The sequence below is a fragment of the Cytobacillus sp. FSL W7-1323 genome (genome assembly GCF_038595015.1).
Classification (GTDB): domain Bacteria; phylum Bacillota; class Bacilli; order Bacillales; family Cytobacillaceae; genus Cytobacillus; species Cytobacillus kochii.
This window is the reverse complement of record NZ_CP151998.1, coordinates 3,204,735-3,228,269: the sequence shown is the minus strand read 5'-3', so window position 1 is coordinate 3,228,269 and position 23,535 is coordinate 3,204,735. Positions and strand designations below refer to the sequence as shown.

Here is a 23,535-nt window from a genome sequence, read left to right as displayed (position 1 = left end):
TCTCTTTTTGTTATTGGGCTAAGGAACTCTTAATTTATGCTAGTTCAATAAATATAAAAAAACACCTGCCTAAAAGCAAAAAGGCAGGTGTGAGATTCTTATTGAAAATGTGTACGTAATCCTTGGAAGATACCTGTCGAAACAGCTTCTTGGTATTGTTCAGATGTTACTTTTATTTCCTCTGTTGCGTTACTTAAATAACCTAGTTCAAGTAATATTGCTTTGCTGTTATTTTCACGTATAACATAATAATCACCATGTCTATAACCTCTATCATTTAAGTCGATCTTCGACATAATCCCTTGATGGACATCAGCAGCAAATTGCTGTTGATAATCGTGATAGTAATAAGTAGTCATGCCTCTTACACTTCGATCGTTTATGCTATCATAATGAATACTGATGAATGCATCAGCTTTATTCATATGAGACATACTTACCCGTGACTGGAGAGGAACATATGTATCTTGTTGTCTTGTGAATATTACAGTAGCTCCTGCTGCTTTTAATTTTGCAGCCAATTTTTCAGCAGTGCGAATCGTTACTGTTTTTTCAAGTGTACCGGATGCGCCAGTTGTACCATTATCTCTTCCTCCATGGCCAGGATCTAAGACAATCACTTTGTTTTTTAATCCTGGAGTAGAAGAAGATTGGTCGGTTGGTTGAGATTGTTTGCCATTAGAAACAATCCAGCCAGCAATAAAACCTGTTTGTCCATCACCTAATTTAATTTCATACCAATCTTTTTCTGTCCCCACAACTTCAAATGTATCTCCTTGATTGGCTCTTGCTACAATGGTGGCATTAGTCGTTGCGCTTTGACGAATATTGGAGCCATTGTGCAGAATCGTTACATTTTTGACAGATGAAGACGATTTTGATTCCGTTGAGGAACTTTGATCTTTGTTCACATACCAGCTAGCAACCCATCCGTTTGTCCCATTTGGAAGCTCAATATTTGTCCAGTTATTTTCTTCCTTTAAAATACGAAAATTGTCACCTTGAGCAACTGAACCGATAATGTTCCCGTTTAATGATGGTTTTTCCCTTACATTTAAAGAACTAGCGGTGATGGTGCCATTATTATTAGTTTCTTTCTTTTTTTCTTGGTTTTTGCCTGCTTGGATATATTGACTACTTATCCATGCATTTGTCCCTTGAAATGAGATTTCAGTCCAATCATTTTCTTGTGATAAAATATCTACGGACGTACCTGAATTTAACTTACCAATTACTTTACTGTTTGTATCTGGACTAGTACGAACGTTGAGGGAATTACCAGTAATGACCCCTTGTTTAATCACCGTTTTCTTTTCTTCATTAGATGAAGAGCTTGCTTCTTGGGTTTGGCCATTCACTTGAACAAAGTCTTTGTGTACCCATACATTTCCGTACTCAGTCGTAATATTGAACCAATCTTGGTCGGTGGAGACGATTTTGTATTCTTTTCCTTTTGAGACAACGCCAACAACGCGATAATCAGTTGAAGGACCACCTCTAACTCTTAAACCATCAGCATTGATGGTAACGGTTTTTTCACTACCGCTATTTACTTGTTTTTCTTTTTCTTGCTTATTTTCTGTTTCCATTACAACAAGCCAATTGGCGACCCACCCTTTTTGGCCGGATTCAAAATCAATCTGATACCAATCACCTTCTTGATCAAGGATTGTGTAAGTCTCGTCTCTTGCCGCCATTCCTAGACTTGCATAACTTAATCCTGGACCTGTGCGAACATTAAGACTATCTGTTGCAATTCGAAGCTTTTGTCCTGCTGATTCAGCTTCTGCCTCTTTTATGGGTATTAGAAGAGCTATCACTAGAATCATACAAATGGTTATCCAAAGATGTTTTTTGCCTTGCAACCACGTTCCTCCTTCCTGTTTGCCATTTATCAAGATAAGCAAATATTTCCTCTCTCGTCAAGATAAATGAGGTTATATATACTTTCTTTTTTATGTGGCCGTTTCCCTTCTAATATCGGTTTATCAACCTGTTTTGTAAACAAGTTGTAACGTAATTACCACTTCAAACCATTCGGGAGAATTGCATGGTTTTTGTCTATTTCTTTATTATTTTTATAAATATCATTCGATTTGCCCATACTAACATGAGTAAAAGACTATATGGTAAAAGGATGATTGTCTGTGAGATATGGTGAAAAAGGGATGAATGTGCAAAGTGGCGAGAACCAATTATTTGGTGTTGACTTTCATGATTTTATTCAAGCTGAGGGGAATGCCACGATGGTTGAACTTGCGAGTGAATTCGGAATTTCCTTACAAGATGTGAGAAAACTGAAAAAGAAAATTTCTAGAACGTAAATCGCCATCTATTCTATATGGAGACTTGACATCTTGTACAATGGTTATTATGATAAGAAGGATAAAATGATATTTTAATACAGTAAATGATAAAATAAATTGAACCAATGATGAAGAAGAGTAATCATTCTCCACATAAAAAGAGAGGAAATGCCATAGGCTGAAAGCATTTCTATATGATGATTTGATGAAAGAACACTTCTTAGGTTTCTCCCTGAAAAATATAAATTTATTAGGGGAAGAACGTATGCAGGCGTTATCTGTATAAAGAGACAGTATAATTATTATGCTGTAACTAGGGTGGCACCACGGGATATTCAACTCTCGTCCCTTGTATTGAAAAATACAAGGGACGAGAGTTTTTTTATTTAAGCTTTAGGAAAGAGGAGGATTTGGTATATATGTCAATCCGTTTACCAAGGGGTACCCAGGATATACTTCCTGGTCAAGTAGAGAAATGGCAATTAATAGAACAAAAAGCGAGAGAACTTTGTCATAAATTTCAATATCAGGAGATTCGCACACCGATATTTGAACATACAGATTTGTTTTTACGAAGTGTGGGAGATACAACTGATATCGTCCAGAAGGAAATGTACACATTTGATGATCGTGGAGGAAGAAGCTTAACATTGAGACCAGAAGGAACAGCTTCCACAGTACGCTCATTTGTTGAACATAAAATGTTTGGCCAAGCAAATCAGCCTGTTAAATTATATTATATGGGACCAATGTTTCGTTATGAAAGACCACAAGCTGGTCGTTTCCGCCAGTTTGTCCAATTTGGTGTAGAAGCGATAGGCAGCGATGATCCGGCCATTGACGCAGAAGTTATTGCTTTAGCCATGGCGCTTTATAAAGAAATGGGTTTGAAAAAGTTAAAGCTAGTCATCAACAGTTTAGGTGATAAGGAGAGCCGGGCAAAACATCGTGAGGCCCTCATTGCTCATTTCAGCCCGAGTATTAATGAATTTTGTTCAGATTGTCAAAGCAGATTAGAGAAAAACCCTATGCGTATTCTCGATTGTAAAAAAGATCGTGAGCATCCATTGATGAAAACTGCCCCATCAATTATTGATCACTTAAATGACGAATCCAAACAATACTTCAAAAAAGTACAACAGTACTTAACAGACTTAGAAATTGAATTTGAAGTCGATGCAAATCTAGTCCGTGGTTTAGACTATTATACGCATACTGCCTTTGAGATTATGAGTGATGCGGAAGGGTTTGGCGCAATAACAACTCTTTGTGGTGGAGGCAGGTATAACGGTTTAACAGAAGAAGTCGGTGGACCGGAAGCACCTGGCATTGGCTTTGCTCTAAGTATTGAGAGATTTCTAGCTGCTTTAGAAGCCGAAAATGTTGAACTCCCAATTGATCAATCCATTGATTGTTATATCGTCGCATTAGGTGAAGAGGCGAGAGATTATTCTGTCGGTTTGCTCCACAAATTACGCCATGCAGGATATTCTGCTGAAAGAGATTATTCTGATCGTAAAATTAAGGCACAATTCAAAGCAGCCGATCGAATGAACGCAAAATATGTAGCTGTTATTGGTGAAGATGAATTAAAAAACAATAAGATTAACTTAAAAATAATGGATAGTGGGGAACAAAAGGAAATGGAGCTTGCTTCATTTATCCAAGACTTTACTGCGCTATATAGAAACTAGGAGGAATCATAGATGTTTGGAAGAACGTACTACTGCGGAGAGATTACCGAAAAAGCGATAGGTGAGAAAGTAACATTAAAGGGTTGGGTGCAAAAACGTCGTGATTTAGGAGGTCTTATCTTTATTGACCTACGTGACAGAACAGGCATAGTCCAAGTTGTCTTTAATCCGGAAGTTTCACAAGAAGCTTTAGCATTAGCAGAAAAAATTCGTAACGAATATGTGTTAGATATTGAAGGCGTCGTTATTGAAAGGGAACAAGGGACGGTTAATGAGAGCTTAACAACTGGTAAAATAGAAATTCGAGTGGAAAAAGTAACGATTCTTAATGAGGCGAAAACACCTCCATTTACAATTGACGAAAAATCTGAAGTATCTGAGGATGTTCGCTTAAAATATCGTTATCTAGATTTAAGAAGACCAGTAATGGCCAATACATTAAAGCTACGCCATCAAGTAACAAAAGCTATTAGAGGATTCCTTGATGATGCTGATTTTATCGATGTAGAGACACCAATCTTAACGAAGAGTACACCAGAAGGAGCGCGCGATTATTTAGTGCCAAGTCGTGTGCATCCAGGAGAGTTTTACGCGCTACCACAATCGCCACAAATATTTAAACAATTATTAATGGTCAGTGGAGTAGACCGTTATTATCAAATTGCTCGTTGCTTCCGAGATGAAGATTTACGCGCAGACCGTCAACCGGAGTTTACGCAAATTGATATTGAAATGAGCTTTATGAGCCAAGAAGATATTATTGAGTTGATGGAAAGTATGATGGCTAAAATCATGAAGGATGTAAAAGGACAAGAAGTTCATATCCCATTCCCTCGTTTAACCTATCATGAAGCTATGTCAAGATACGGTTCCGATAAGCCAGATACACGTTTTGAAATGGAGCTAACGGATTTATCTGATATCGTAAAGGATTCGAGCTTTAAAGTATTTGCTGGTGCTGTATCATCAGGTGGACAAGTGAAAGCAATCAACGTCAAAGGCGCTGCTTCCACCTATTCCCGCAAAGATATTGATGCCTTGACGGAATTTGTTTCGGTATACGGGGCCAAAGGACTTGCTTGGTTAAAAGCAGAAGAAGAAGGTTTAAAAGGACCAATTGCTAAATTTGTATCTGAAGAAGAACAAGCAGCGATTCAGTCAGCACTTGGTGTAGAAGCTGGCGACCTATTACTATTCGTTGCGGATAAAAAATCAGTAGTTGCCGATGCATTAGGTGCGCTTCGTCTAAAATTAGGTAAGCAATTAGAATTAATTGATGAAAGCAAATTTAACTTCTTATGGGTAACGGATTGGCCGCTACTTGAGTATGACGAAGAAGATGGTCGCTATTATGCAGCACATCATCCTTTTACAATGCCACAAAGACAAGATTTGGAAAAATTAGCTAATCAGCCTGGAGAAGTAAAAGCTCAAGCGTATGACCTAGTTCTTAATGGCTATGAACTTGGCGGTGGTTCCCTACGTATATTCGAAAGAGATATTCAGGAGCGAATGTTTGAAATTCTTGGTTTTTCTAAAGAGGAAGCTGTCGAGCAATTTGGTTTCCTACTTGAAGCATTTGACTATGGTACTCCGCCACATGGAGGGATTGCGCTAGGACTTGATCGTCTAGTAATGTTACTTGCTGGTAGAACGAACCTAAGAGATACAATTGCTTTCCCTAAAACAGCTAGTGCAAGTTGCGTTTTAACAGATGCACCTGGGGAAGTAAGTGAAGCACAATTAAATGATCTTCATCTCGCTTTGAATGTAAAGAATCATGATTAATTGGTAAAAAAAGTGATTTTTGAACTATATGTCACTTCTTGAATTCATATCTTAGCTATGATAAGATTACTTCAATCATAAAGAGTCCTGATGTGTACGTCGTCTACCCTAATTTTGACCGAACATATTACCTTCGGGAGTCCGGAGTTTTCTACGTAAGCGTAAATGCCTCATTTCTAGAGGACTTACAGATGCGAGAAGCAGGACACCCACCTGCTAAGTGCGGGTTCAAAATGAAGGACCAATAACGACGGCATAATTGGGACTCTTTCAATTTATAATTGTATGTAAAACCTGATCATAGTTATCAGGTTTTTTTATCTGTGGTCGAATAATAGTGTACTTACTTAAGGGTTTTGCAAGTTAGAAACAACCCGGTGTGGGAGCGCTTCACAAAATGGATGAGCAGGTCCCTCAGAAGGAATCTGGCGTATGAGCGCTTCGCAAAATGGATGAGCAGGTCCCTCAGAAGGAGCTCTGGTGTGTGAGCGCTTCGCAAAGTGGATGAGCAGGTCCCTCAGAAGGAACTCTGGTGTGTGAGCGCTTCGCAAAGTGGATGAGCAGGTCCCTCAGAAGGAACTCTGGTGTGTGAGCGCTTCGCAAAGTGGATGAGCAGGTCCCTCAGAAAGAACTCCGGGCGTGAGCGCTTCGCAAAATGGAATAGCAAGTCCTTCAGAATGAATCCCAGGCGTGAGCGCTGCACAAAATGGATTAGTAAGTCCCTCAGAATGAATCCGGCCTATGAGCGCTTCGCAAAATGGATGAGCAACTCCTTCAGAAAGAACCCCGGGCGAGAGCGCTTCGCAAAATGTATTAGCAAGTCCCTCAGCAGGAAGCTGGCGTATGAGCGCTTCGCAAAATGAATGAGCAAGTCCCTCAGAAAGAACCTGGCATGCGTATGACTTCATTATTTTTAGGGTTTAAAAAACTCAACAAATATGTACCAAAACAGGAAGGTCAAAAGAGATCATATGCCCATAAAAATCTGTTCACCTTTTTCAAAAGAAGGAATGAGAAATCCCAGTGATTTACTTGTATTTAACGGAAAGTATGATATATTTTTTTACGGGTATGATTATTTGTAGGATAGATATGGAATGGAGTTGAAATAGCATGTTACATCAGTTTTCGCGAAATGAGCTTGCCATTGGTAAAGATGGTTTAGAGACAATGAAAAATAGTACAGTGGCTGTATTAGGTATCGGGGGAGTGGGGACATTTGCAGCTGAGGCCCTTGCTCGTTCAGGTGTGGGCAGACTTGTGCTTGTTGATAAAGATGATGTGGATATTACCAATGTCAATAGACAAATTATTGCGTTGCTTTCTACTGTCGGTAGACAAAAAGTAGAAGTAATGAAAGAGAGAATTATGGATATTAATCCAGAATGTGAAGTCATTGCTTTGAAAATGTTTTATACAGAAGAAACATATGAAGATTTCTTTAGTTATAACCTTGACTTTGTCATTGATGCTTCAGACACGATTTCTTATAAGATCCACTTAATGAAAGAGTGCTTGAAAAGAGATATACCGATTATTTCTAGTATGGGTGCAGCTAATAAGATGGATCCGACAAGATTCCAAATCGCTGATATTTCTAAAACGCATACTGACCCAATTGCTAAGGTAATTCGTACTCGTTTACGAAAGGAAGGCATTCGTAAAGGTATACCCGTCGTTTTCTCTGATGAAAGTCCAATCGTTATTCGTGAAGATGTGAGAAAAACCGTTGGGAAAGATGATGCAAAAATCCGTAAGGCGAAAATGCCGCCGTCTTCTAATGCATTTGTGCCATCTGTATCAGGACTTATTATGGCAAGTTATGTTGTTAAGGAATTATTAGCCGACATTCCTATTAGTCGTGTAAATGACGAAAGTAAATAAATGAAAAAAAGCTTGTAGTTATTGTTACTACAAGCTTTTCTTCATTTATTTGCGATATTCTTTCATAACAGACATTAGTCCTTCGTAAAGTGAAAGCTCGTTTTCTAATTGATGGCTAGTTTCTTCCCATTTTTGATTAAGTTCTTTATTTCTTTCCTCTAATTGCTCATTTTCCAGTAAAAGTGCCTTGTTCTCAGATAATAATAAAAGGTCAGGGGTTGTTTTTAAGTATTCAATCACTTTCTGTATAGATAAGCTCGTAGCGTCTTCTTTAGTCTTCTTCATATTGTGATACCTAGTTTGACAGGCTGATTCTGTTCTACCTAATTTTTTTGCTGCCATGCGAAAGGCATCTGCTTTAGAATCACCATTTTGGCTATACTCATTAACCAATTCTTCTAATAGTTGATCGTCGGATTCTTGCCAAGATGCATGTGTCATCGAAAGCCTCCTTATCAAAACATTTATTATTATCCTCTACCTTAAAAAAAGAATCATACATTAGGCTTGACGGAAACAAAGTACCGGTGTACTATTTAACTAATACACTAGATGTAAAAAGGAGGAAAAAATGAATCCTTTTCGTGGCTTGCTCGTAAAAGAATTAAAGATAATGAAATCTCACTTTTATGGCGTAATTTTAACCGTGTTCTTTGCCGTTTTAATAGGCTTAACATTGACTCATTATTTTAAGGAAGGTAATATTTTACCTGCTTTTCTGTTCTTCTTATTTTTTGCGCATATTCTGTTTTACCCTATTTTTATTTTGTATTCCTTAAATTTAGAGACAAAGACGCAAGGGTGGTTGCATAACCCAAATCGGGGTTCTTATTTATTGAGTAGTAAGCTAGTGGCCATTAGTATTTATTTTGTAATGTCGATAGTCATTACCATTTTCTTAGCTATAGGGAGCTATTATTATAATCCTAATGTCTCATTCTATGACAACATACCAGTTGTTCTTCCGCTTTACTTATTATTATTTATCACTTGTTTGTCTTTCTATTTTGGTTTATGGTTCTGTTTTTATTGGTTCGTTTACTATAGCTTAAAAAATGTACCAATCTTAGGAAGGGTGCGCTCAGTATCTTTATTTATCATAGTAGTTGTGCAAATGTTCATTTCTGGTTTAATAGGTGAAAGCGATTGGTACAAACAATTAGTCCATATGAGTGAGCTTGATTTAAATGTAGATTGGCTGCATTTCAACTTTTTTGTTCAATCAGACGGGTTCACATTCAATATGGCTGATAGTACAATCTCCATTGTAGAAATCCTTTTATACCTCGTTACAGCTAGTCTGTTATTCATTACCTCGACTTGGTTGCTCGAAAAGAAGGTTGAGGTGTAATAATGGCGAAAGAGTTTCATTCATCACAGCCGATATATCTCCAAATCATGGAACGGGTTTGTCAACAGATTGTGAGAAAAGAGTTAGCTCCAGGGGAAAAATTACCCTCTGTTCGTGAGATGGCACTTACATTTGGGGTGAATCCAAATACAATTCAAAGAACGTATCAAGAGCTAGAAAGGATGGAAGTCGCCTTGGCGAAGCGTGGGCAAGGAACATTTGTAACAGAAGATACAGCCAAGTTAATGAACTTAAAAAGAGATATGCAAAAGCAGATCATCCAATCCTATGTAAATAATTTGCGAGAGTTAGGCTTTTCTAATGAGGAAATGAAACAAGGGCTATCTCAATTCCTGAAGGAGGATCATGATGATTGAGTTTCATAAGGTGAATAAGAAATATGGCTTTAATCAGGTTTTGAAAGATATCAGCTTTACAATACGCCCTGGGAAAATCATCGGCCTAGTGGGACCGAATGGAAGTGGAAAATCCACCATATTGAAACTCATCTCTGGTCTAACTTATCCTTCAAGTGGTGAAGTCAATGTATTAGGAGAGCCTGCTAATAGAAGAATTGCGTCCAAAGTCATCTATTTAACAGAGGCAGACAGTTTTTATCCTTCTTTTACGGTTAGAGATATGCTGAATTTTTATGAGAGCCAATTTGCTGATTTTGAACAAGATAAAGCAATGGAACTACTTCAATTTATGAACTTAAATGATTCAGTAAAAATTAGGTCATTATCGAAAGGAAACCGTGGACGGTTAAAGTTAGTATTGGCTCTTGCTAGAAGAGCACCTATTCTACTTTTAGATGAACCATTTTCTGGATTAGATCCAATGGTTCGGGATTCGTTGGTTCAAGGATTATTAAGCTTTATTGATTTTGAGAAACAAACAGTGCTAATGGCCACACATGAAATAGAAGAAGTTGAAACAGTCCTTGACGAATTGATTATGATAGAAGATGGGAAATTTCTTGGTCAGTATCATGTAGAAACAATAAGAGAAGAAAAAGGGCTGTCTATCAAAGAATGGATGAAAGAAACATATAAGGGGTGAGGGAAAGAAATGAAAGCAGTAGTTAAAATTGAAAATGTAACAAAGATCATTAAAAAGAGAAAAATTATTGATTCCTTAAATTTTGAAGTAATGGAAGGAGAGGTTTTTGGGTTTCTAGGCCCTAATGGTGCGGGTAAAACAACCACTATTCGGATGATTGTTGGCTTAATTGGCATTAGTGAAGGTGATATTAAAATTCTTGACAATAGTGTGCAAACAAACTTTGAGAAGGCAATCCAACATGTAGGAGCGATTGTTGAAAATCCAGAAATGTATAAATTTATGAGTGGATATCAAAATCTCCTCCATTACGCAAAAATGGCAGAGGGAATTACAAAAGAAAAAATTATGGAGACAGTAGAGTTTGTTGGTTTGACTGAGAGAATACATGATAAGGTGAAGACTTATTCTTTAGGTATGCGGCAACGACTAGGGTTAGCTCAATGTTTGTTACATGACCCTAAAGTGTTAATTCTGGATGAACCAACAAATGGATTAGACCCCGCTGGTATTCGTGAAATCCGTGACCATGTAAGGAAGTTAGCAAGAGAAAGAGGAATGGCAGTCATTGTATCTAGTCATCTACTATCAGAAATGGAAATGATGTGTGATCGAGTCGGTATTATTCAAAAAGGTAAATTAATTACGATTCAGTCTGTCCATGAGCAAGTAGAAGGAGGAGCAAAGGAATATGAAATTGACGTCGATCATCCAACAGAAGCAATGTTTGCTGTCAATAGATTAATTCCACAACAGCAAGCAGAAGTGAAGGGAAATACGCTTATGCTGCGAGCACAAAAAGAGGATATCCCTTTATTGGTGAAAGAGTGGGTTCATGATGGAATTAATATATATCGTATTCAAGAAACGACGAAAACGTTGGAAGACCGCTTTCTTGAAGTGACAACACTACAGAAGGAGGCGGAATAAGCGATGTTCTCATTAATTAGAAACGAATGGGTGAAAATCTTTAAACGAAGTGGCACTTATGTAATGATTGGCATTCTTCTTTTTATCGTTGCTGTAGCAGGTGCTTTTATGAAATACCAAGATGTACAAGGATCAGTCCCTCCAAATGAGCAATGGCAAAAAGGGTTACAAATGGAGATAGACTCCTATGAGAAGGAGCTGGAGAATTCCGGAGATATGCTTCCAGAGGATGTAAAAGAAAGCTATGAAAAGATCATTGCCATTAATGAGTATCGCATCGAAAACAATATATCACCAAATGGAGATTACGAGGCACTGAGTTTTATATCTGATATGTCTTCGCTAATAGATTTTGCCGGTTTGTTTATGATTATTATTGCTGGAGGGATTGTAGCAAGTGAATTTAATTGGGGAACGATTAAACTGCTACTCATTCGCCCAATTACTAGAAGTAAAATTCTTCTCTCCAAGTACATAACTGTGCTGTTATTTGGTTTCAGTTTGCTCTTTTTACTTTTCATGTTCTCTGGCATATTAGGCCTCGTTCTATTTGGTTTAGGTGGTAGTGAACCGTATCTCTTATATCAAGATGGAGTAGTAAAAGAACAGTCAATGATTTTGCATTTAATCAATGTGTATAGTTTATCATCCATCCAAAACATTATGCTAGCAACGATGGCCTTTATGATTTCATCAGCATTCAGAAGTAGTTCATTAGCAATTGGTTTATCTATTTTCCTTATGTTTGCTGGTGGGCAAATTACTCACCTCATTGCGATGAAGTATGATTGGGCGAAATATAGTTTATTTGCTAATACCGATCTGTTTCAGTACTTTGAAGGAACACCGATGTTACCAGGAATGACGTTAACTTTTTCCGTTATCATGTTGATTGTTTATTTTCTGATATTCCAAATCATTGCATTTATCATATTTAAGAAAAGAGATATAGCTGGATAAAATCTAGAAGCTGCTGGAAATTTCCGGCAGCTTATTTTTATGGGTGAAATGGTCACAATAATCATTGAAGGAGTGTGGGGTCATGAGAATAAAGTGGTTTTTTCTCGTCTTTATAATGATTTTATTTATACCATTTCGTATTAGCGAGGCTTCGATTAAGGAAAGAGATGAATATGAACAATTGGGCCTAGCCATTTGGGATTTTTGCCAAATGAAAGGAAATTATGTAGCACTTACATTTGATGATGGACCAGATCCTGTATACACGCCGCAAATCTTAGATTTATTAAAAAAATATCAAGTAAAGGCGACTTTCTTTGTCGTGGGGAAAAAAGCAAAGGATTTCCCTGAGGTGATACAGCGTATAAATAAAGAAGGTCATGAAATTGCTAATCATACGTATAACCACGGATATGATGTTTTAATTAAAGAAGGTAAATTGACAGAAGAACTTATAAAGACAGAGGAGGTTGTGAAAGCCATTACTTCTAAATCAATGACGTTATATCGACCAGTTGCAGGGATATACAATGATACTATTATGAATACAGCTACAAAACAAGGTTATTTAGTAACGATGTGGTCTTGGCATCAAGATCCTAAAGATTGGATGAACCCTGGTGTTTATCCTATTTTTCATCACGTATCTACTGCGATGAAACCTGGAGATATAATTGTTTTACATGATGCTGGTGGTGATCGTTCACAGACAGTGTTTGCACTAGAGGAAATCTTGAAAACAATGAAAAATATTGAATTTAAAGGGGTAACTGTGTCCGAGCTTATTTTACTTTCACAAGAGATTCCAACAACTATCTTCGATGCAAAATAACACGTTTTCTCTTTTTTTTGAGTGGAAATAAGTGGTGATGAAAAGATATGTTCTGCGTTACTTATCAGAGTGACAAGAGATAGATAAGGCATTGCCAAGTATTTTATTGTTAACAAATGAGGAAAATCCACTCAAACATTTAGAACTGAGTGGATTTACTATCTTTTTTAGCCAGAATCTTACTGTTGTAGCCGTTTGTAAACATTGGAAAGAGCTTGTTCAAATTTACCGTTCGTTTTTGGCTCATAATAAGTTTTCTGCTTAATGTTATTAGGCAAGTATTGTTGCTTTACCCATCCATTTTCATAATCATGCGGGTATTGATAGTCAATGCCTCTACCTAATTCTTTCGCCCCTTTATAATGGGCGTCTTTTAGGTGATCTGGAACTTCACCGCTAATGCCTGCACGTATATCTGATAAAGCCCGGTCAATCGCCATAATAGCTGAATTAGATTTCGGTGAGAGGCATAGCTCAATCACTGCATTAGCTAACGGAATTCTTGCTTCAGGGAAACCTAACCGCTCTGCTGATTCAATGGCTGATAATGTTCTTTGTCCAGCTTGGGGGGAGGCAAGTCCGATATCTTCATAAGCGATAACCAATAGTCTTCTTGTAATACTAACCATATCTCCTGCCTCAATTAATCTGCCTAAATAATGAAGGGAGGCATTCACGTCACTTCCACGAATGGATTTTTGGAATCCAGATAAAACATCGTAATGTGCATCACCATCTTTGTCATGTGCCATACTCTTTTTTTGCATGCATTCTTCGGCAGCTGAAAGTGTAATGAGGATAGTACCTGAGTCATCTGGTTCAGTTGAAAGCACTGCCAATTCAAGCGCATTTAGCGAACTACGAACATCGCCTCCAGATGCAGTTGCAAAGTGAGTTAATGCCTCATCTTCTATGTCTATTGTCTTATTACCCAGCCCTCTATCTTCATCAGCAATAGCTACTTTTAATGCCGTTTTAATCTCTTCCACTTCTAATGGCTTTAGTTCGAAAATTTGACATCGACTTCTGATGGCGGGGTTAATTGCATGATAAGGATTGCTAGTAGTAGCACCTATTAAGGTAATCATGCCATTTTCTAAATAAGGTAAAAGAAAATCCTGTTTTGCTTTATCTAAGCGATGAACCTCATCTAATAATAAAATAACCTTACCTGACATCTTTGCTTCGGCTGCTACGACTTCCATATCTTTTTTATTATTTGTCACTGCGTTTAAAGTGCGAAAAGCGAATTTAGTACTACCAGCTATTGCACTAGCAATAGAGGTTTTTCCAATTCCTGGTGGTCCGTATAATATCATCGATGATAGTTGTTTCGCTTTTACCATTCTATGAATAATTTTACCTTCTCCCACGAGGTGTTGTTGACCAATAATTTCATTGATTGTTCTTGGTCTCATTCGAAAAGCTAACGGTTTGATACTCAACTATATCACTCCTAATTAGATAAGAGGCTTATCCTGTTCCTTTTGATAACATATCATAAAATTAAAATAGCTAAAATGATTAACGCTTGCAAATGTGCTATAATAGCAAGGTCTATTTATATGTTGTGAAGAAAAATGTTTTTAACCTATCCAACTACTTATTAAAGAGTATTCTACCATTTAATGGAGGGCGTAAGAAAAAAGATTAAAAATAATCTATCCTGTGAGGGCTTGTCAAATGATCAATAATAATAAAATAGGGCAAACAGGACCGAGGTTTATTATCTATTTACTCGGTTTATTAGTAATGAGTTTAGGAATTGTACTCCTTATTGTTGCAGATTTAGGCGCAACACCTTGGGACGTATTGCATGTAGGTTTGTATTATCAATTAGGGTTATCAATTGGCACCTGGTCTATTATTGTTGGTATTCTTGTACTTGCCATTGCGGCAATCATTGGTAAAGAGATGCCAAAAGCAGGTGCTTATCTTAATATGATTCTTATTGGAATCTTTATTGATTTGTATTTATTATTACCGTTTATGACCACTCCTGAAACGATTTGGGGAAAGTTCATTATGTTTGCTTGTGGTCTTTTAATTAATTGTTATGGTATGGGCTTGTATATATCAGCTCGTTTAGGTACTGGGCCACGGGATAGTTTAATGATGGCATTAATGAATCGAACAGGTTGGAAAGTTGCCTATATAAGGTCAAGTATGGAAATTATTGTGTTAGTTATCGGTTGGCAGCTTGGCGGTCCTGTTTTTTGGGGGACAATCGTTTTAAGCTTGGCTACTGGTCCAATAGTCGGTGCAGCATTACCACAATGTCAACGATTTACGAATAAGTTACTTGCACGAATGAAGGAAAGAAAAGTATCGATTGCCTCATAACAGGTAACGATGGAATTTATAGAGAGAATAAAGATGAATAGAGGTGTCGGGAATGAAAATATCGACAAAAGGTCGTTACGGATTAACGATTATGATAGAACTCGCTAAGAAATATGGGGAAGGTCCCGTTTCATTAAAAACAATTGCACAAGCAAATGATTTATCAGAACACTATTTAGAACAATTAATTGCTCCTTTAAGAAATGCTGGTTTTGTGAAAAGTATAAGAGGAGCTTATGGCGGATATATACTTGGAGATGAGCCATCAAAGATCACTTCAGGCGATATTATTCGCGTATTAGAGGGTCCGATTAGTCCAGTTGAAGGGATAGAAAATGAAGAACCAGCTAAAAGAGAATTATGGATGCGTATACGTGACGCAGTGAAAGAGGTATTGGATAATACAACGATTGAGGATTTAGCAAACCATAAAGATAATGGTGAATCCGATGCTTATATGTTTTATATTTAACAGATTGGCAAGAAGGTGAAAAAAGTGGAAAGAATTTATTTGGATCATGCGGCAACAAGTCCGATGCATCCTCAAGTAATTGAAGTAATGATGCGAATGATGCAAGAGGATTACGGAAATCCATCAAGCATTCATTCTTTTGGTAGAGAAGCAAGACAAGTACTTGATCGGGCAAGAGAAGTAATGGCATCAAGTATTGGAGCTATTGCAAACGAGATTATTTTCACAAGTGGTGGAACCGAATCCGATAATCATGCTATTTTTGGAGTAGCTCGAGCGAATCAAAATAAAGGTAAGCATATCATCACTTCAGAAATTGAACATCATGCAGTACTACATGCGTGCGAAGAGCTTGAAAGAGAAGGATTTGAAGTAACATATTTACCAGTCAACAATGAAGGGGTCATTGAGGTAGACACTGTTAAGAAAGCGTTACGAGATGATACAATTTTAGTTACCATCATGTATGCGAATAATGAAGTTGGTACCATTCAGCCCATCGCTGAGATAGGTAAACTGCTCGTTAATCATCAAGCAGTCTTTCATACAGATGCGGTACAAGCTTATGGCCTATTGCCTATAGATGTGAATGAAGCAAATATTGACTTACTTTCTGTTTCAGCTCACAAAATAAATGGTCCAAAAGGTATTGGATTTCTATATTGCCGGAAAGACATTTCCCTTCCTTCAAGATTGTTTGGGGGCGAGCAAGAAAGAAAGCGTAGAGCTGGAACGGAAAACGTACCTGCCATTGCTGGTTTTTTAGAAGCAGTGAAAGTAAGTCAACAAAATAGAGGGGCTAAAAGTACGCACTTTCAACAATTAAGAGAAATGTTCTTGCAAACATTGATAGAAAATGGAATAAAGTTTAAGCAAAACAGTTCGCTTGCTGAAACACTTCCTCATGTATTAAACTTAAGCTTTCCAGGAACAAATGTGGAAGCTATGCTTGTTAATTTGGATTTGGTAGGGATTGCCGCATCTAGTGGTTCTGCATGTACAGCAGGATCTATAGACCCATCGCATGTACTGGTCGCGATGTTTGGTAAAGGAGATGAGCGGTTAGCTAACTCTATAAGGTTCAGCTTTGGCTATGGTAATACATTAGAACAAGCAGGTGTAGCTGGAAAAGAAGTAAGTAAAATCGTGCAACGATTTCAGGCATAAATAAAGTATAGCAAAGAGAGGTGAAGACAATGACAAAAGCGCCAAAAGATACGCGAGTTGTTGTTGGGATGTCCGGTGGCGTTGATTCATCGGTAGCTGCACTCCTTCTCAAAGAACAAGGCTATGATGTCATCGGCATTTTTATGAAAAACTGGGATGACACCGATGAAAACGGTGTATGTACAGCGACGGAAGACTATGAAGATGTAATCCGCGTATGTAATCAAATCGGTATTCCATACTATGCTGTCAACTTTGAGAAGCAATATTGGGATAAAGTGTTCACCTACTTTCTTGAAGAATATAAAGCAGGTAGAACACCGAACCCCGATGTCATGTGCAATAAGGAAATAAAATTTAAAGCGTTTCTAGAACATGCGATGCATTTAGGTGCTGATTATTTAGCAACTGGTCATTATGCGCGTGTAGAAGAAAGAGACGGCGAAGTAAAAATGCTTCGTGGCCTTGATGAAAACAAAGATCAAACGTATTTCCTTAATCAGCTTTCGCAAGATCAATTAAAAAAAGTAATGTTCCCAATCGGCAATATTAAAAAGTCAGAGGTAAGGGAAATTGCGGCAAAAGCAAATTTAGCAACAGCTACTAAGAAGGATAGTACAGGTATTTGTTTTATTGGTGAAAGAAACTTTAAAGAATTCCTAGGTAACTACTTACCAGCTCAACCAGGTAATATGGAGACATTTGATGGTAAAGTAGTCGGTAAGCATGATGGTTTAATGTATTATACAATTGGTCAAAGACATGGTTTAGGGATCGGTGGCGCAGGTGAGCCTTGGTTTGCGATTGGTAAGGACTTGAAAAGGAATGTTCTTTATGTAGGACAAGGCTTTCACCATGAAAAATTATATTCCGATTCCCTTGTAGCTGTGAATGTAAGTTGGGTATCTGAAAAAGAAATGCCACAAACATTTGAATGTACAGCTAAATTTAGATATCGTCAGACAGACAATAATGTAACGGTGGAACGCTTAGCGGACAATAAAGTTCGAGTGAAGTTTCATGAGCTAAGTAGAGCGATTACCCCTGGCCAATCAGTTGTTTTTTATAACGGTGACGAATGCTTAGGCGGAGCAACAATTGATGAAGTATATATTAATAGTAATCAACTCACATATGTAGGATAAAAAATCAGGCAAATTGATTGCCTGGTTTTTTATTTTTCCCACGTTTTTATGATAAATCTTCAACAAGTTACTGAGTCTAGAATGGATACGCACAAATGCCGCAAATCATCGAAGTTAACTTTTCTCCTCTCATTCTTTGGAGAAGCTGGAAAATCAAGCCGTGTACCAACTATATTATGTTCAATTCTAAAAACCTAAACAAATTATGCCTGAACGTTTAGCCTGTGAATGAAGTCATAACGAAATATATGCTATACTATTTCGAAGAGTAAAGAGATAGAAATGGAGTCGATAAATAATGGATAAAAACCAACAAGGTATTCAATATATGCAAGAAGGTAAATGGGAAGAAGCAGCTAAGATTTTTATGGAAGCCATTGATGAAAACCCTGAGGATGCGGTTTCTTATATCAATTTTGGTAATGTTTTATCAGCCGTTGGCGACGGAGAACGAGCATTGAAGTTTTTTCTAAAAGCAATTGAACTTGATGAAAACGCGGGTGTTGCTTATTATAGTGTCGGAAATTTACTTTTTGAAAAAGAACAATTTGACGAGGCTAAAAATATGTTTGAACAAGCGATGCAAAAAGGAATCGACCATGGAGACAATTATTTTATGTTAGGTATTTCCCTTATGCAATTAGAGCAAGGGAAATTAGCATTACCATACTTGCAACGTGCAACTGAATTAAATCCACAGGATGCAGAAGCGGCGTTTCAATATGGTCTTTGCTTAGCGCAATTAGAATTAATAGATGAAGCCATTAAGCAACTACAACAATGTATTGAATTAGATGAGGAACATGCAGATGCTCATTATAATCTCGGTGTCGCTTATGGTTTTAAAGAAGACGTGCAAAAGGCACTCGCTCATTTTAATCGTGCATTGGATATACAACCGGATCATATGCTTGCCGGCTACGGTAAGAAAATGATTGAAAAACAAGCATAAGATAAAAAACAAGATGCGCTTAAAAAGGAAGGAGCATATGGGATGGATGAGCAGAATTCTTTAGATTTATTTGCTGAACAAAAAACGTATGTAAAGGGCAAGCATCTTGTGACTATTTTCCATAATGAGAGTAATCTTTATACGGTTTTACGTATTCGGGTGCTAGAGACAAATGCACAATATGAAGAGAAAGAAGCGGTCATTACTGGCTACATACCGAAAATCCATGAAGAGGAGACCTATACATTTATAGGGGAATGGAAGGAACATCCAAAGTTTGGGTTGCAATTCCATGTAGAGCAGTACAAGAAAGAAATGCCTCAAACAAAAGAAGGTGTCGTTAATTATTTATCAGGTGACCTCTTTAAAGGAATTGGTAAGAAAACGGCACAAAGTATCGTGGACGAGCTTGGAGAAAATGCGATCAATAGCATTTTAAATAATCCTTCATTATTAGATGGGATACCAAAATTAGCAAGTGAAAAAGCGAAAGTTTTATACGACACACTTGTGGAGAATCAAGGAATTGAACAAGTCATGATTCACCTCAATCAACTTGGTTTTGGTCCACAACTATCTATGAAGATTTTTCAAACATATAAAGATCAAGCAATAGATATTTTGCAAAAAAAACCTTATCAACTCGTAGAGGATATTGAAGGGATTGGCTTCCATCGGGCAGATGAGATTGGACAACAAGTGGGAATGTCAGGTAGTCATCCTGACCGTATTAAAGCAGCATGTTTGTATGTGCTTGATAGTGAAAGTGCACAGGCAGGTCACGTATATGCTGAAGCAGAAGAATTACTCCCTGCTGTCAAAAAACTATTAGAGGAAAAAGCGACTGAGGTAATCCCTTACGAGGCGATTAGTGAAGCAATCTTAAAGCTCGGAGAAGAGAGAAAAGTGATTGCAGAAGGACAGCAGTTATATTTACCTTCTCTTTTCTTTTCTGAAAAGGGAATCGTTACAAATATCAAACGTATACTCAATCAAACGGAATTTAATGAACAGTTTCCTGAATCGGAATTCCTCCTTGCTTTGGGACAATTAGAAGAGCGACTTTCGGTACAGTATGCGCCATCTCAAAAAGATGCCATTCAAAAAGCGTTAATGTCGCCAATGATGATCTTAACTGGTGGTCCAGGTACGGGCAAAACAACGGTTATTCAAGGAATTGTTGAATTGTATGGTGAATTACATGGCTGTAGTTTAAATCCGAAAGACTATAAAAAAGAAGAGCCTTTTCCTTTCTTATTAGCTGCACCTACTGGAAGAGCGGCGAAAAGAATGGCAGAATCTACAGGATTACCAGCTGTGACGATTCACAGATTGCTTGGTTGGAATGGAAGTGAGGGTTTTGACCATCATGAAGAAAACCCGCTTGAAGGGAAAATTCTTATTGTTGATGAAACTTCCATGGTTGATATATGGCTAGCCAATCAACTTTTTAAAGCGATCCCTGAAGAAATGCAAGTCATACTTGTTGGTGATGAAGATCAATTACCATCTGTGGGCCCAGGTCAAGTATTAAGAGATTTATTACTTTCTGAACGTATCCCTTCGGTTATGTTGACAGATATTTATAGGCAATCGGAAGGCTCGTCAATTATTGAGTTAGCACATGAAATGAAAAAGGGAAGATTGCCGCAAAATATTACTCAGCAACAAAAAGACCGTTCCTTTTTTCAATGCCAACCAGGTCAAATTGGCACGGTTATCGGGCAAGTAGTGCGAAATGCAAAGAAAAAGGGGTATTTAGCAAAGGATATTCAAGTACTTGCACCGATGTATCGTGGTCCTGCAGGTATTGATCGCCTTAATAAAATGATCCAAGAAATTTTCAACCCTAATGAAGATGGTAGTAGAAAGGAAATTGCTTTTGGTGATGTTGTCTATCGCATTGGAGACAAGGTGTTGCAATTAGTCAATCAACCTGAAAACCACGTTTATAACGGTGATATGGGTGAAATTATTTCCATATTTTATGCAAAAGAGAACACAGAGAAACAAGATATGGTTATTGTTTCTTTTGACGGAGTGGAAGCAACGTATACAAAACAGGATTTAAATCAAATCACTCATGCCTATTGTTGTTCCGTTCATAAGTCACAGGGCAGTGAGTTTCCGATTGTTATTCTTCCGGTCGTTAAAAGTTATTACCGGATGTTACGGAGGAATTTATTATATACTGCCATTACACGAAGCAAGCAGTTCCTTATATTATGCGGTGATGAAGAAGCGTTAAAAATGGGTATACAACGATTGGATGATCAATCGAGGCGATCTAACTTACGATTGAAGTTAAAAGATGAAATCTTCGAAGGAGAGACCATTGAAGCTGTAGATGAATCATTAACATATGAAGATTATTTGATGAAAGTCGACCCGTTGATAGGAATGGAAAATATCACACCTTATGATTTTTTAGAGGCTGATTAGACTAAGATGAGAGATTTTTCTCATCTTATTTTTTTACCTATATACATAAAACAAATTGCCAACCTGGAAAAAGAATGACTCGCACCATCTTTGAACAAAATAACAATGTTCAAAGAAGGTGGGAGTAACTTTTGCGAACATTTTCCTTATTAAGAGGCTTGTCGGTAATCGTGTTGAATAACGGTAGGACAATAGGTGAAGTGAATGATCTCTTCATCTCACCCGAAGGATTAGTGAAGGGACTATGGGTGAAGAACCACTCATTTATTCGTAAATCCTTTTTTCTAGATATTAAAGATGTGTACTCATTTGGTTGGGATGGTGTGATGATTGAGAGTTGTGATGTATTAACAGCTATACCAAAGCATAGTGATTTTACAATTGCTAGTGAAAATCGTCTGGCTGGCCGAATGATGATGACAAGAGAGGGCGATCGCTTAGGACTTCTTCAAGATGTATATTTCAATGAAGAATTGGGCACAATCGTAGGGTATGAACTATCAGATGGCTTCTTTTCTGATGTACTTGAAGGAAAGAAAGTAGTTAAAGCTAGTTGCGCACCAGCGATTGGAAAGGATGCCATTATTGTAAATGTAGAATAAGGTAGGTGTCCTTTCCATGATGCTTCAATGTCCTAATTGTCAAAGCAAAGATGTCGGTAAGATTGGCATAAATCAATATTACTGTTGGAATTGCTTTATCGAACTCTCATTGTCTAAAGGAATTATTCATACTCACCAAGTGGAAGAAGATGGGTCTTTAAGTTCTTTAGATGACTTATTTGATGAAGAAGGGCGTCGTTTTTCTTCATAAAAATTCTTATGAGAGGTGTCATATGATGAATAAAATGTTAACCTCAGCAGCTGTCATAGGCGCAGGTGTAGCCGCATATAGCTATATGCAGAAAAATAACATCGTCTCAAAAAGAGATATGAAAAAAATACAAAGAAAAGTAATGAAAATGTTTTAAATGTTTTCGCGTCCTCAATCAAATAGATTGGGGACGTTTTTTCGTACCTGTGCTATGTTAATAAATGAATCCATTCCGTCCCTTGTTTAACTTGTATGTATAATTCATATGCTCTCTTCTCAAGATAGTAAAGGGAGGCGTAGTGCATGGACGTTCGTATGAAATGGTTGTACCGTTTAGGCTTTGTTTTGCTTGTTCTCATTTTACTTTATATCTTTTTTCAATTAAAAGAATTATGGCTCCCTCTTTTAAAATTACTGCTTGTTGTGCTGATTCCGTTTTTACTTGGGGCATTTTTTACTTATCTCTTACACCCTATGGTTGAAAAGTTACATCAAACGGGTATGCACAGAGGATTAGCAGCTTTAGGAATTTATTTATTATTTTTTGGTGGTGTTGGCTACGGATTGTATAAAGGGATTCCGGCTTTTATTCATCAACTAAATGATTTAGTTGATCATGCGCCAGAGTTTGCCGAGCAATATCGCTCTTTTATTGCTTTGATTCAAGAACGCACATCTGAATGGCCAGAAACATTACAATTACGTGTAGAGGATGGGATTAACAATATTGAAGCAGCATTAGATAAATTATTAACAAAGGCAATTAATATATTGCTTGAGATTCTTAATTATGCTTTAATCATCGCTATTATCCCATTTATCTCCTTTTACCTTTTAAAAGATTATACGGATGTAAAAAAAGCAGTCTGGTACTTAACGCCAAGAAGATGGAGAAAAGAAGCTGTTTTGTTTATAAGAGATGTTGATAAGTCACTCGGAGGTTATATTCGTGGGCAGCTCCTTGTATGTTTAGTAATCGGGGTGATTTCAGCTACTTTATTTTGGGTGTTCGGTATGAAGTATCCATTGTTGCTTGGTTTTATCATTGCAATAACCAATATTATTCCGTATTTTGGTCCAATTATTGGTGCAGTCCCAGCGGTGATTATTGCAGCGACCCTGTCAGTCAAAATGGTGATTATCACATTAATTATTATAGTTGTATTGCAATTTGTGGAAGGGAATATATTATCTCCTTTAATTGTAGGGAAAAGCTTACATATGCACCCCCTCATTATTATGCTTTCATTACTAGCTGGTGGAGAAGCTGGCGGTATCATTGGTTTAATTATGGCTGTTCCGATTTTGGCAATCCTAAAAATTAGTCTTATACATGCACGTAAACTATTAATGAACCGACATAGGGCAGATAAGGTATAGTTTCAGCTGAATTT

General features: G+C 37.3%; 23 protein-coding genes, 1 other RNA gene and 1 other annotated feature. Of the genes, 21 read left to right on the top strand and 3 right to left on the bottom strand.

All coding sequences use genetic code 11. The features are described 5' to 3' along the window. Positions 1–98: 98 nt before the first annotated feature. On the bottom strand, positions 99–1,865 hold the full coding sequence (locus MKX67_RS16335) for an SH3 domain-containing protein (protein WP_341056599.1): 1,767 nt from the start codon (positions 1,863–1,865) through the stop codon (positions 99–101). Positions 1,866–2,147: 282 nt separating this feature from the next. Here MKX67_RS16335 and MKX67_RS16330 point away from each other — a divergent pair, with 282 nt between their 5' ends. The 5 genes from MKX67_RS16330 to MKX67_RS16310 all read left to right on the top strand — a co-directional run bounded on the left by MKX67_RS16330 (position 2,148) and on the right by MKX67_RS16310 (position 7,672). Next, positions 2,148–2,324 carry a hypothetical protein gene (locus MKX67_RS16330; RefSeq protein ID WP_180316944.1) on the top strand — a complete coding sequence of 59 codons (177 nt, stop codon included), beginning with the start codon at positions 2,148–2,150 and terminating at the stop codon, positions 2,322–2,324. A 98-nt stretch (positions 2,325–2,422) separates the two neighbouring features. Then, positions 2,423–2,659, top strand: a binding site (T-box leader). 66 nt (positions 2,660–2,725) lie between these two features. Next, positions 2,726–4,000: a histidine--tRNA ligase gene (gene hisS / locus MKX67_RS16325; RefSeq protein ID WP_095372447.1), complete on the top strand. Its 1,275-nt coding sequence runs from the start codon at positions 2,726–2,728 to the stop codon at positions 3,998–4,000. 12 nt (positions 4,001–4,012) lie between these two features. Then, entirely contained in the window at positions 4,013–5,788 is a 1,776-nt protein-coding gene (gene aspS, locus MKX67_RS16320) for an aspartate--tRNA ligase (protein WP_342488460.1), read from the top strand. A gap of 81 nt (positions 5,789–5,869) precedes the next feature. Beyond that, positions 5,870–6,058, top strand: a non-coding RNA gene (gene ssrS / locus MKX67_RS16315) — 6S RNA. 843 nt (positions 6,059–6,901) lie between these two features. Then, on the top strand, positions 6,902–7,672 hold the full coding sequence (locus MKX67_RS16310) for a tRNA threonylcarbamoyladenosine dehydratase (protein ID WP_307312786.1): 771 nt from the start codon (positions 6,902–6,904) through the stop codon (positions 7,670–7,672). Positions 7,673–7,717: 45 nt separating this feature from the next. Here the strand turns inward: MKX67_RS16310 and MKX67_RS16305 are convergent, their stop codons facing one another. Next, complete coding sequence (locus MKX67_RS16305; RefSeq protein WP_095372452.1) at positions 7,718–8,113, bottom strand: SANT/Myb-like DNA-binding domain-containing protein; 396 nt, start codon at positions 8,111–8,113, stop codon at positions 7,718–7,720. A gap of 130 nt (positions 8,114–8,243) precedes the next feature. On the opposite strand from MKX67_RS16305, the gene MKX67_RS16300 reads away from it, so the two are divergent. The 6 genes from MKX67_RS16300 to MKX67_RS16275 all read left to right on the top strand — a co-directional run bounded on the left by MKX67_RS16300 (position 8,244) and on the right by MKX67_RS16275 (position 12,807). Further along, the gene (locus MKX67_RS16300; RefSeq protein ID WP_307312789.1) at positions 8,244–9,023 is read left to right on the top strand and encodes a hypothetical protein; all 780 of its coding nucleotides are present in this window, start codon (positions 8,244–8,246) and stop codon (positions 9,021–9,023) included. Positions 9,024–9,025: 2 nt separating this feature from the next. Beyond that, positions 9,026–9,400, top strand: a complete 375-nt coding sequence (locus MKX67_RS16295; protein ID WP_095372454.1) for a GntR family transcriptional regulator — start codon at positions 9,026–9,028, stop codon at positions 9,398–9,400. Continuing rightward, a complete protein-coding gene (locus MKX67_RS16290; RefSeq protein ID WP_095372455.1) occupies positions 9,390–10,085 on the top strand; it encodes an ABC transporter ATP-binding protein in 696 nt (231 codons plus the stop codon). The genes MKX67_RS16295 and MKX67_RS16290 overlap by 11 nt, the downstream gene beginning before the upstream one ends. Before the next feature lie 9 nt (positions 10,086–10,094). Beyond that, positions 10,095–11,015, top strand: coding sequence for an ABC transporter ATP-binding protein (locus MKX67_RS16285; RefSeq protein WP_307312792.1), 921 nt, complete (start codon positions 10,095–10,097; stop codon positions 11,013–11,015). A 3-nt stretch (positions 11,016–11,018) separates the two neighbouring features. Continuing rightward, positions 11,019–11,975, top strand: coding sequence for an ABC transporter permease (locus MKX67_RS16280; RefSeq protein ID WP_095372457.1), 957 nt, complete (start codon positions 11,019–11,021; stop codon positions 11,973–11,975). An 82-nt stretch (positions 11,976–12,057) separates the two neighbouring features. Then, positions 12,058–12,807, top strand: coding sequence for a polysaccharide deacetylase family protein (locus tag MKX67_RS16275; protein ID WP_342488459.1), 750 nt, complete (start codon positions 12,058–12,060; stop codon positions 12,805–12,807). A 179-nt stretch (positions 12,808–12,986) separates the two neighbouring features. Here MKX67_RS16275 and MKX67_RS16270 read toward each other — a convergent pair whose 3' ends face one another. Then, the gene (locus MKX67_RS16270) at positions 12,987–14,252 is read right to left on the bottom strand and encodes a replication-associated recombination protein A (protein ID WP_095372459.1); all 1,266 of its coding nucleotides are present in this window, start codon (positions 14,250–14,252) and stop codon (positions 12,987–12,989) included. Positions 14,253–14,490: 238 nt separating this feature from the next. Here MKX67_RS16270 and MKX67_RS16265 point away from each other — a divergent pair, with 238 nt between their 5' ends. The 10 genes from MKX67_RS16265 to MKX67_RS16220 all read left to right on the top strand — a co-directional run bounded on the left by MKX67_RS16265 (position 14,491) and on the right by MKX67_RS16220 (position 23,521). Beyond that, a complete protein-coding gene (locus tag MKX67_RS16265; RefSeq protein ID WP_307312797.1) occupies positions 14,491–15,150 on the top strand; it encodes a YitT family protein in 660 nt (219 codons plus the stop codon). A 52-nt stretch (positions 15,151–15,202) separates the two neighbouring features. Continuing rightward, a complete protein-coding gene (locus MKX67_RS16260) occupies positions 15,203–15,622 on the top strand; it encodes an Rrf2 family transcriptional regulator (RefSeq protein ID WP_095372461.1) in 420 nt (139 codons plus the stop codon). 24 nt (positions 15,623–15,646) lie between these two features. Next, a complete protein-coding gene (locus MKX67_RS16255) occupies positions 15,647–16,789 on the top strand; it encodes a cysteine desulfurase family protein (RefSeq protein ID WP_095372462.1) in 1,143 nt (380 codons plus the stop codon). 29 nt (positions 16,790–16,818) lie between these two features. Continuing rightward, positions 16,819–17,934: a tRNA 2-thiouridine(34) synthase MnmA gene (mnmA, locus tag MKX67_RS16250; protein WP_095372463.1), complete on the top strand. Its 1,116-nt coding sequence runs from the start codon at positions 16,819–16,821 to the stop codon at positions 17,932–17,934. 298 nt (positions 17,935–18,232) lie between these two features. Then, positions 18,233–18,886: a tetratricopeptide repeat protein gene (locus MKX67_RS16245; RefSeq protein WP_095372464.1), complete on the top strand. Its 654-nt coding sequence runs from the start codon at positions 18,233–18,235 to the stop codon at positions 18,884–18,886. 42 nt (positions 18,887–18,928) lie between these two features. Continuing rightward, positions 18,929–21,328: an ATP-dependent RecD-like DNA helicase gene (locus tag MKX67_RS16240; RefSeq protein ID WP_341096855.1), complete on the top strand. Its 2,400-nt coding sequence runs from the start codon at positions 18,929–18,931 to the stop codon at positions 21,326–21,328. Between the two features lie 131 nt (positions 21,329–21,459). Next, complete coding sequence (locus tag MKX67_RS16235) at positions 21,460–21,930, top strand: PRC-barrel domain-containing protein (RefSeq protein ID WP_341096849.1); 471 nt, start codon at positions 21,460–21,462, stop codon at positions 21,928–21,930. A 19-nt stretch (positions 21,931–21,949) separates the two neighbouring features. Further along, complete coding sequence (locus MKX67_RS16230; RefSeq protein ID WP_342489282.1) at positions 21,950–22,141, top strand: hypothetical protein; 192 nt, start codon at positions 21,950–21,952, stop codon at positions 22,139–22,141. A gap of 25 nt (positions 22,142–22,166) precedes the next feature. Next, positions 22,167–22,298, top strand: a complete 132-nt coding sequence (locus MKX67_RS16225) for a DUF3918 family protein (RefSeq protein ID WP_095372467.1) — start codon at positions 22,167–22,169, stop codon at positions 22,296–22,298. 146 nt (positions 22,299–22,444) lie between these two features. Then, positions 22,445–23,521, top strand: coding sequence for an AI-2E family transporter (locus tag MKX67_RS16220; RefSeq protein ID WP_342488457.1), 1,077 nt, complete (start codon positions 22,445–22,447; stop codon positions 23,519–23,521). Positions 23,522–23,535 lie beyond the last annotated feature (14 nt).

Bases quoted from the DNA above. Each gene is read 5' to 3' on its own strand.
- hisS (WP_095372447.1), top strand. From the start codon at position 2,726: ATGTCAATCCGTTTACCAAGGGGTACCCAGGATATACTTCCTGGTCAA.
- aspS (WP_342488460.1), top strand. From the start codon at position 4,013: ATGTTTGGAAGAACGTACTACTGCGGAGAGATTACCGAAAAAGCGATA.
- MKX67_RS16310 (WP_307312786.1), top strand. From the start codon at position 6,902: ATGTTACATCAGTTTTCGCGAAATGAGCTTGCCATTGGTAAAGATGGT.
- MKX67_RS16305 (WP_095372452.1), bottom strand. From the start codon at position 8,113: ATGACACATGCATCTTGGCAAGAATCCGACGATCAACTATTAGAAGAA.
- MKX67_RS16300 (WP_307312789.1), top strand. From the start codon at position 8,244: ATGAATCCTTTTCGTGGCTTGCTCGTAAAAGAATTAAAGATAATGAAA.
- MKX67_RS16295 (WP_095372454.1), top strand. From the start codon at position 9,026: ATGGCGAAAGAGTTTCATTCATCACAGCCGATATATCTCCAAATCATG.
- MKX67_RS16290 (WP_095372455.1), top strand. From the start codon at position 9,390: ATGATGATTGAGTTTCATAAGGTGAATAAGAAATATGGCTTTAATCAG.
- MKX67_RS16285 (WP_307312792.1), top strand. From the start codon at position 10,095: ATGAAAGCAGTAGTTAAAATTGAAAATGTAACAAAGATCATTAAAAAG.
- MKX67_RS16280 (WP_095372457.1), top strand. From the start codon at position 11,019: ATGTTCTCATTAATTAGAAACGAATGGGTGAAAATCTTTAAACGAAGT.
- MKX67_RS16275 (WP_342488459.1), top strand. From the start codon at position 12,058: ATGAGAATAAAGTGGTTTTTTCTCGTCTTTATAATGATTTTATTTATA.
- MKX67_RS16265 (WP_307312797.1), top strand. From the start codon at position 14,491: ATGATCAATAATAATAAAATAGGGCAAACAGGACCGAGGTTTATTATC.
- MKX67_RS16260 (WP_095372461.1), top strand. From the start codon at position 15,203: ATGAAAATATCGACAAAAGGTCGTTACGGATTAACGATTATGATAGAA.
- mnmA (WP_095372463.1), top strand. From the start codon at position 16,819: ATGACAAAAGCGCCAAAAGATACGCGAGTTGTTGTTGGGATGTCCGGT.
- MKX67_RS16245 (WP_095372464.1), top strand. From the start codon at position 18,233: ATGGATAAAAACCAACAAGGTATTCAATATATGCAAGAAGGTAAATGG.
- MKX67_RS16240 (WP_341096855.1), top strand. From the start codon at position 18,929: ATGGATGAGCAGAATTCTTTAGATTTATTTGCTGAACAAAAAACGTAT.
- MKX67_RS16230 (WP_342489282.1), top strand. From the start codon at position 21,950: ATGCTTCAATGTCCTAATTGTCAAAGCAAAGATGTCGGTAAGATTGGC.
- MKX67_RS16225 (WP_095372467.1), top strand. From the start codon at position 22,167: ATGAATAAAATGTTAACCTCAGCAGCTGTCATAGGCGCAGGTGTAGCC.
- MKX67_RS16220 (WP_342488457.1), top strand. From the start codon at position 22,445: ATGGACGTTCGTATGAAATGGTTGTACCGTTTAGGCTTTGTTTTGCTT.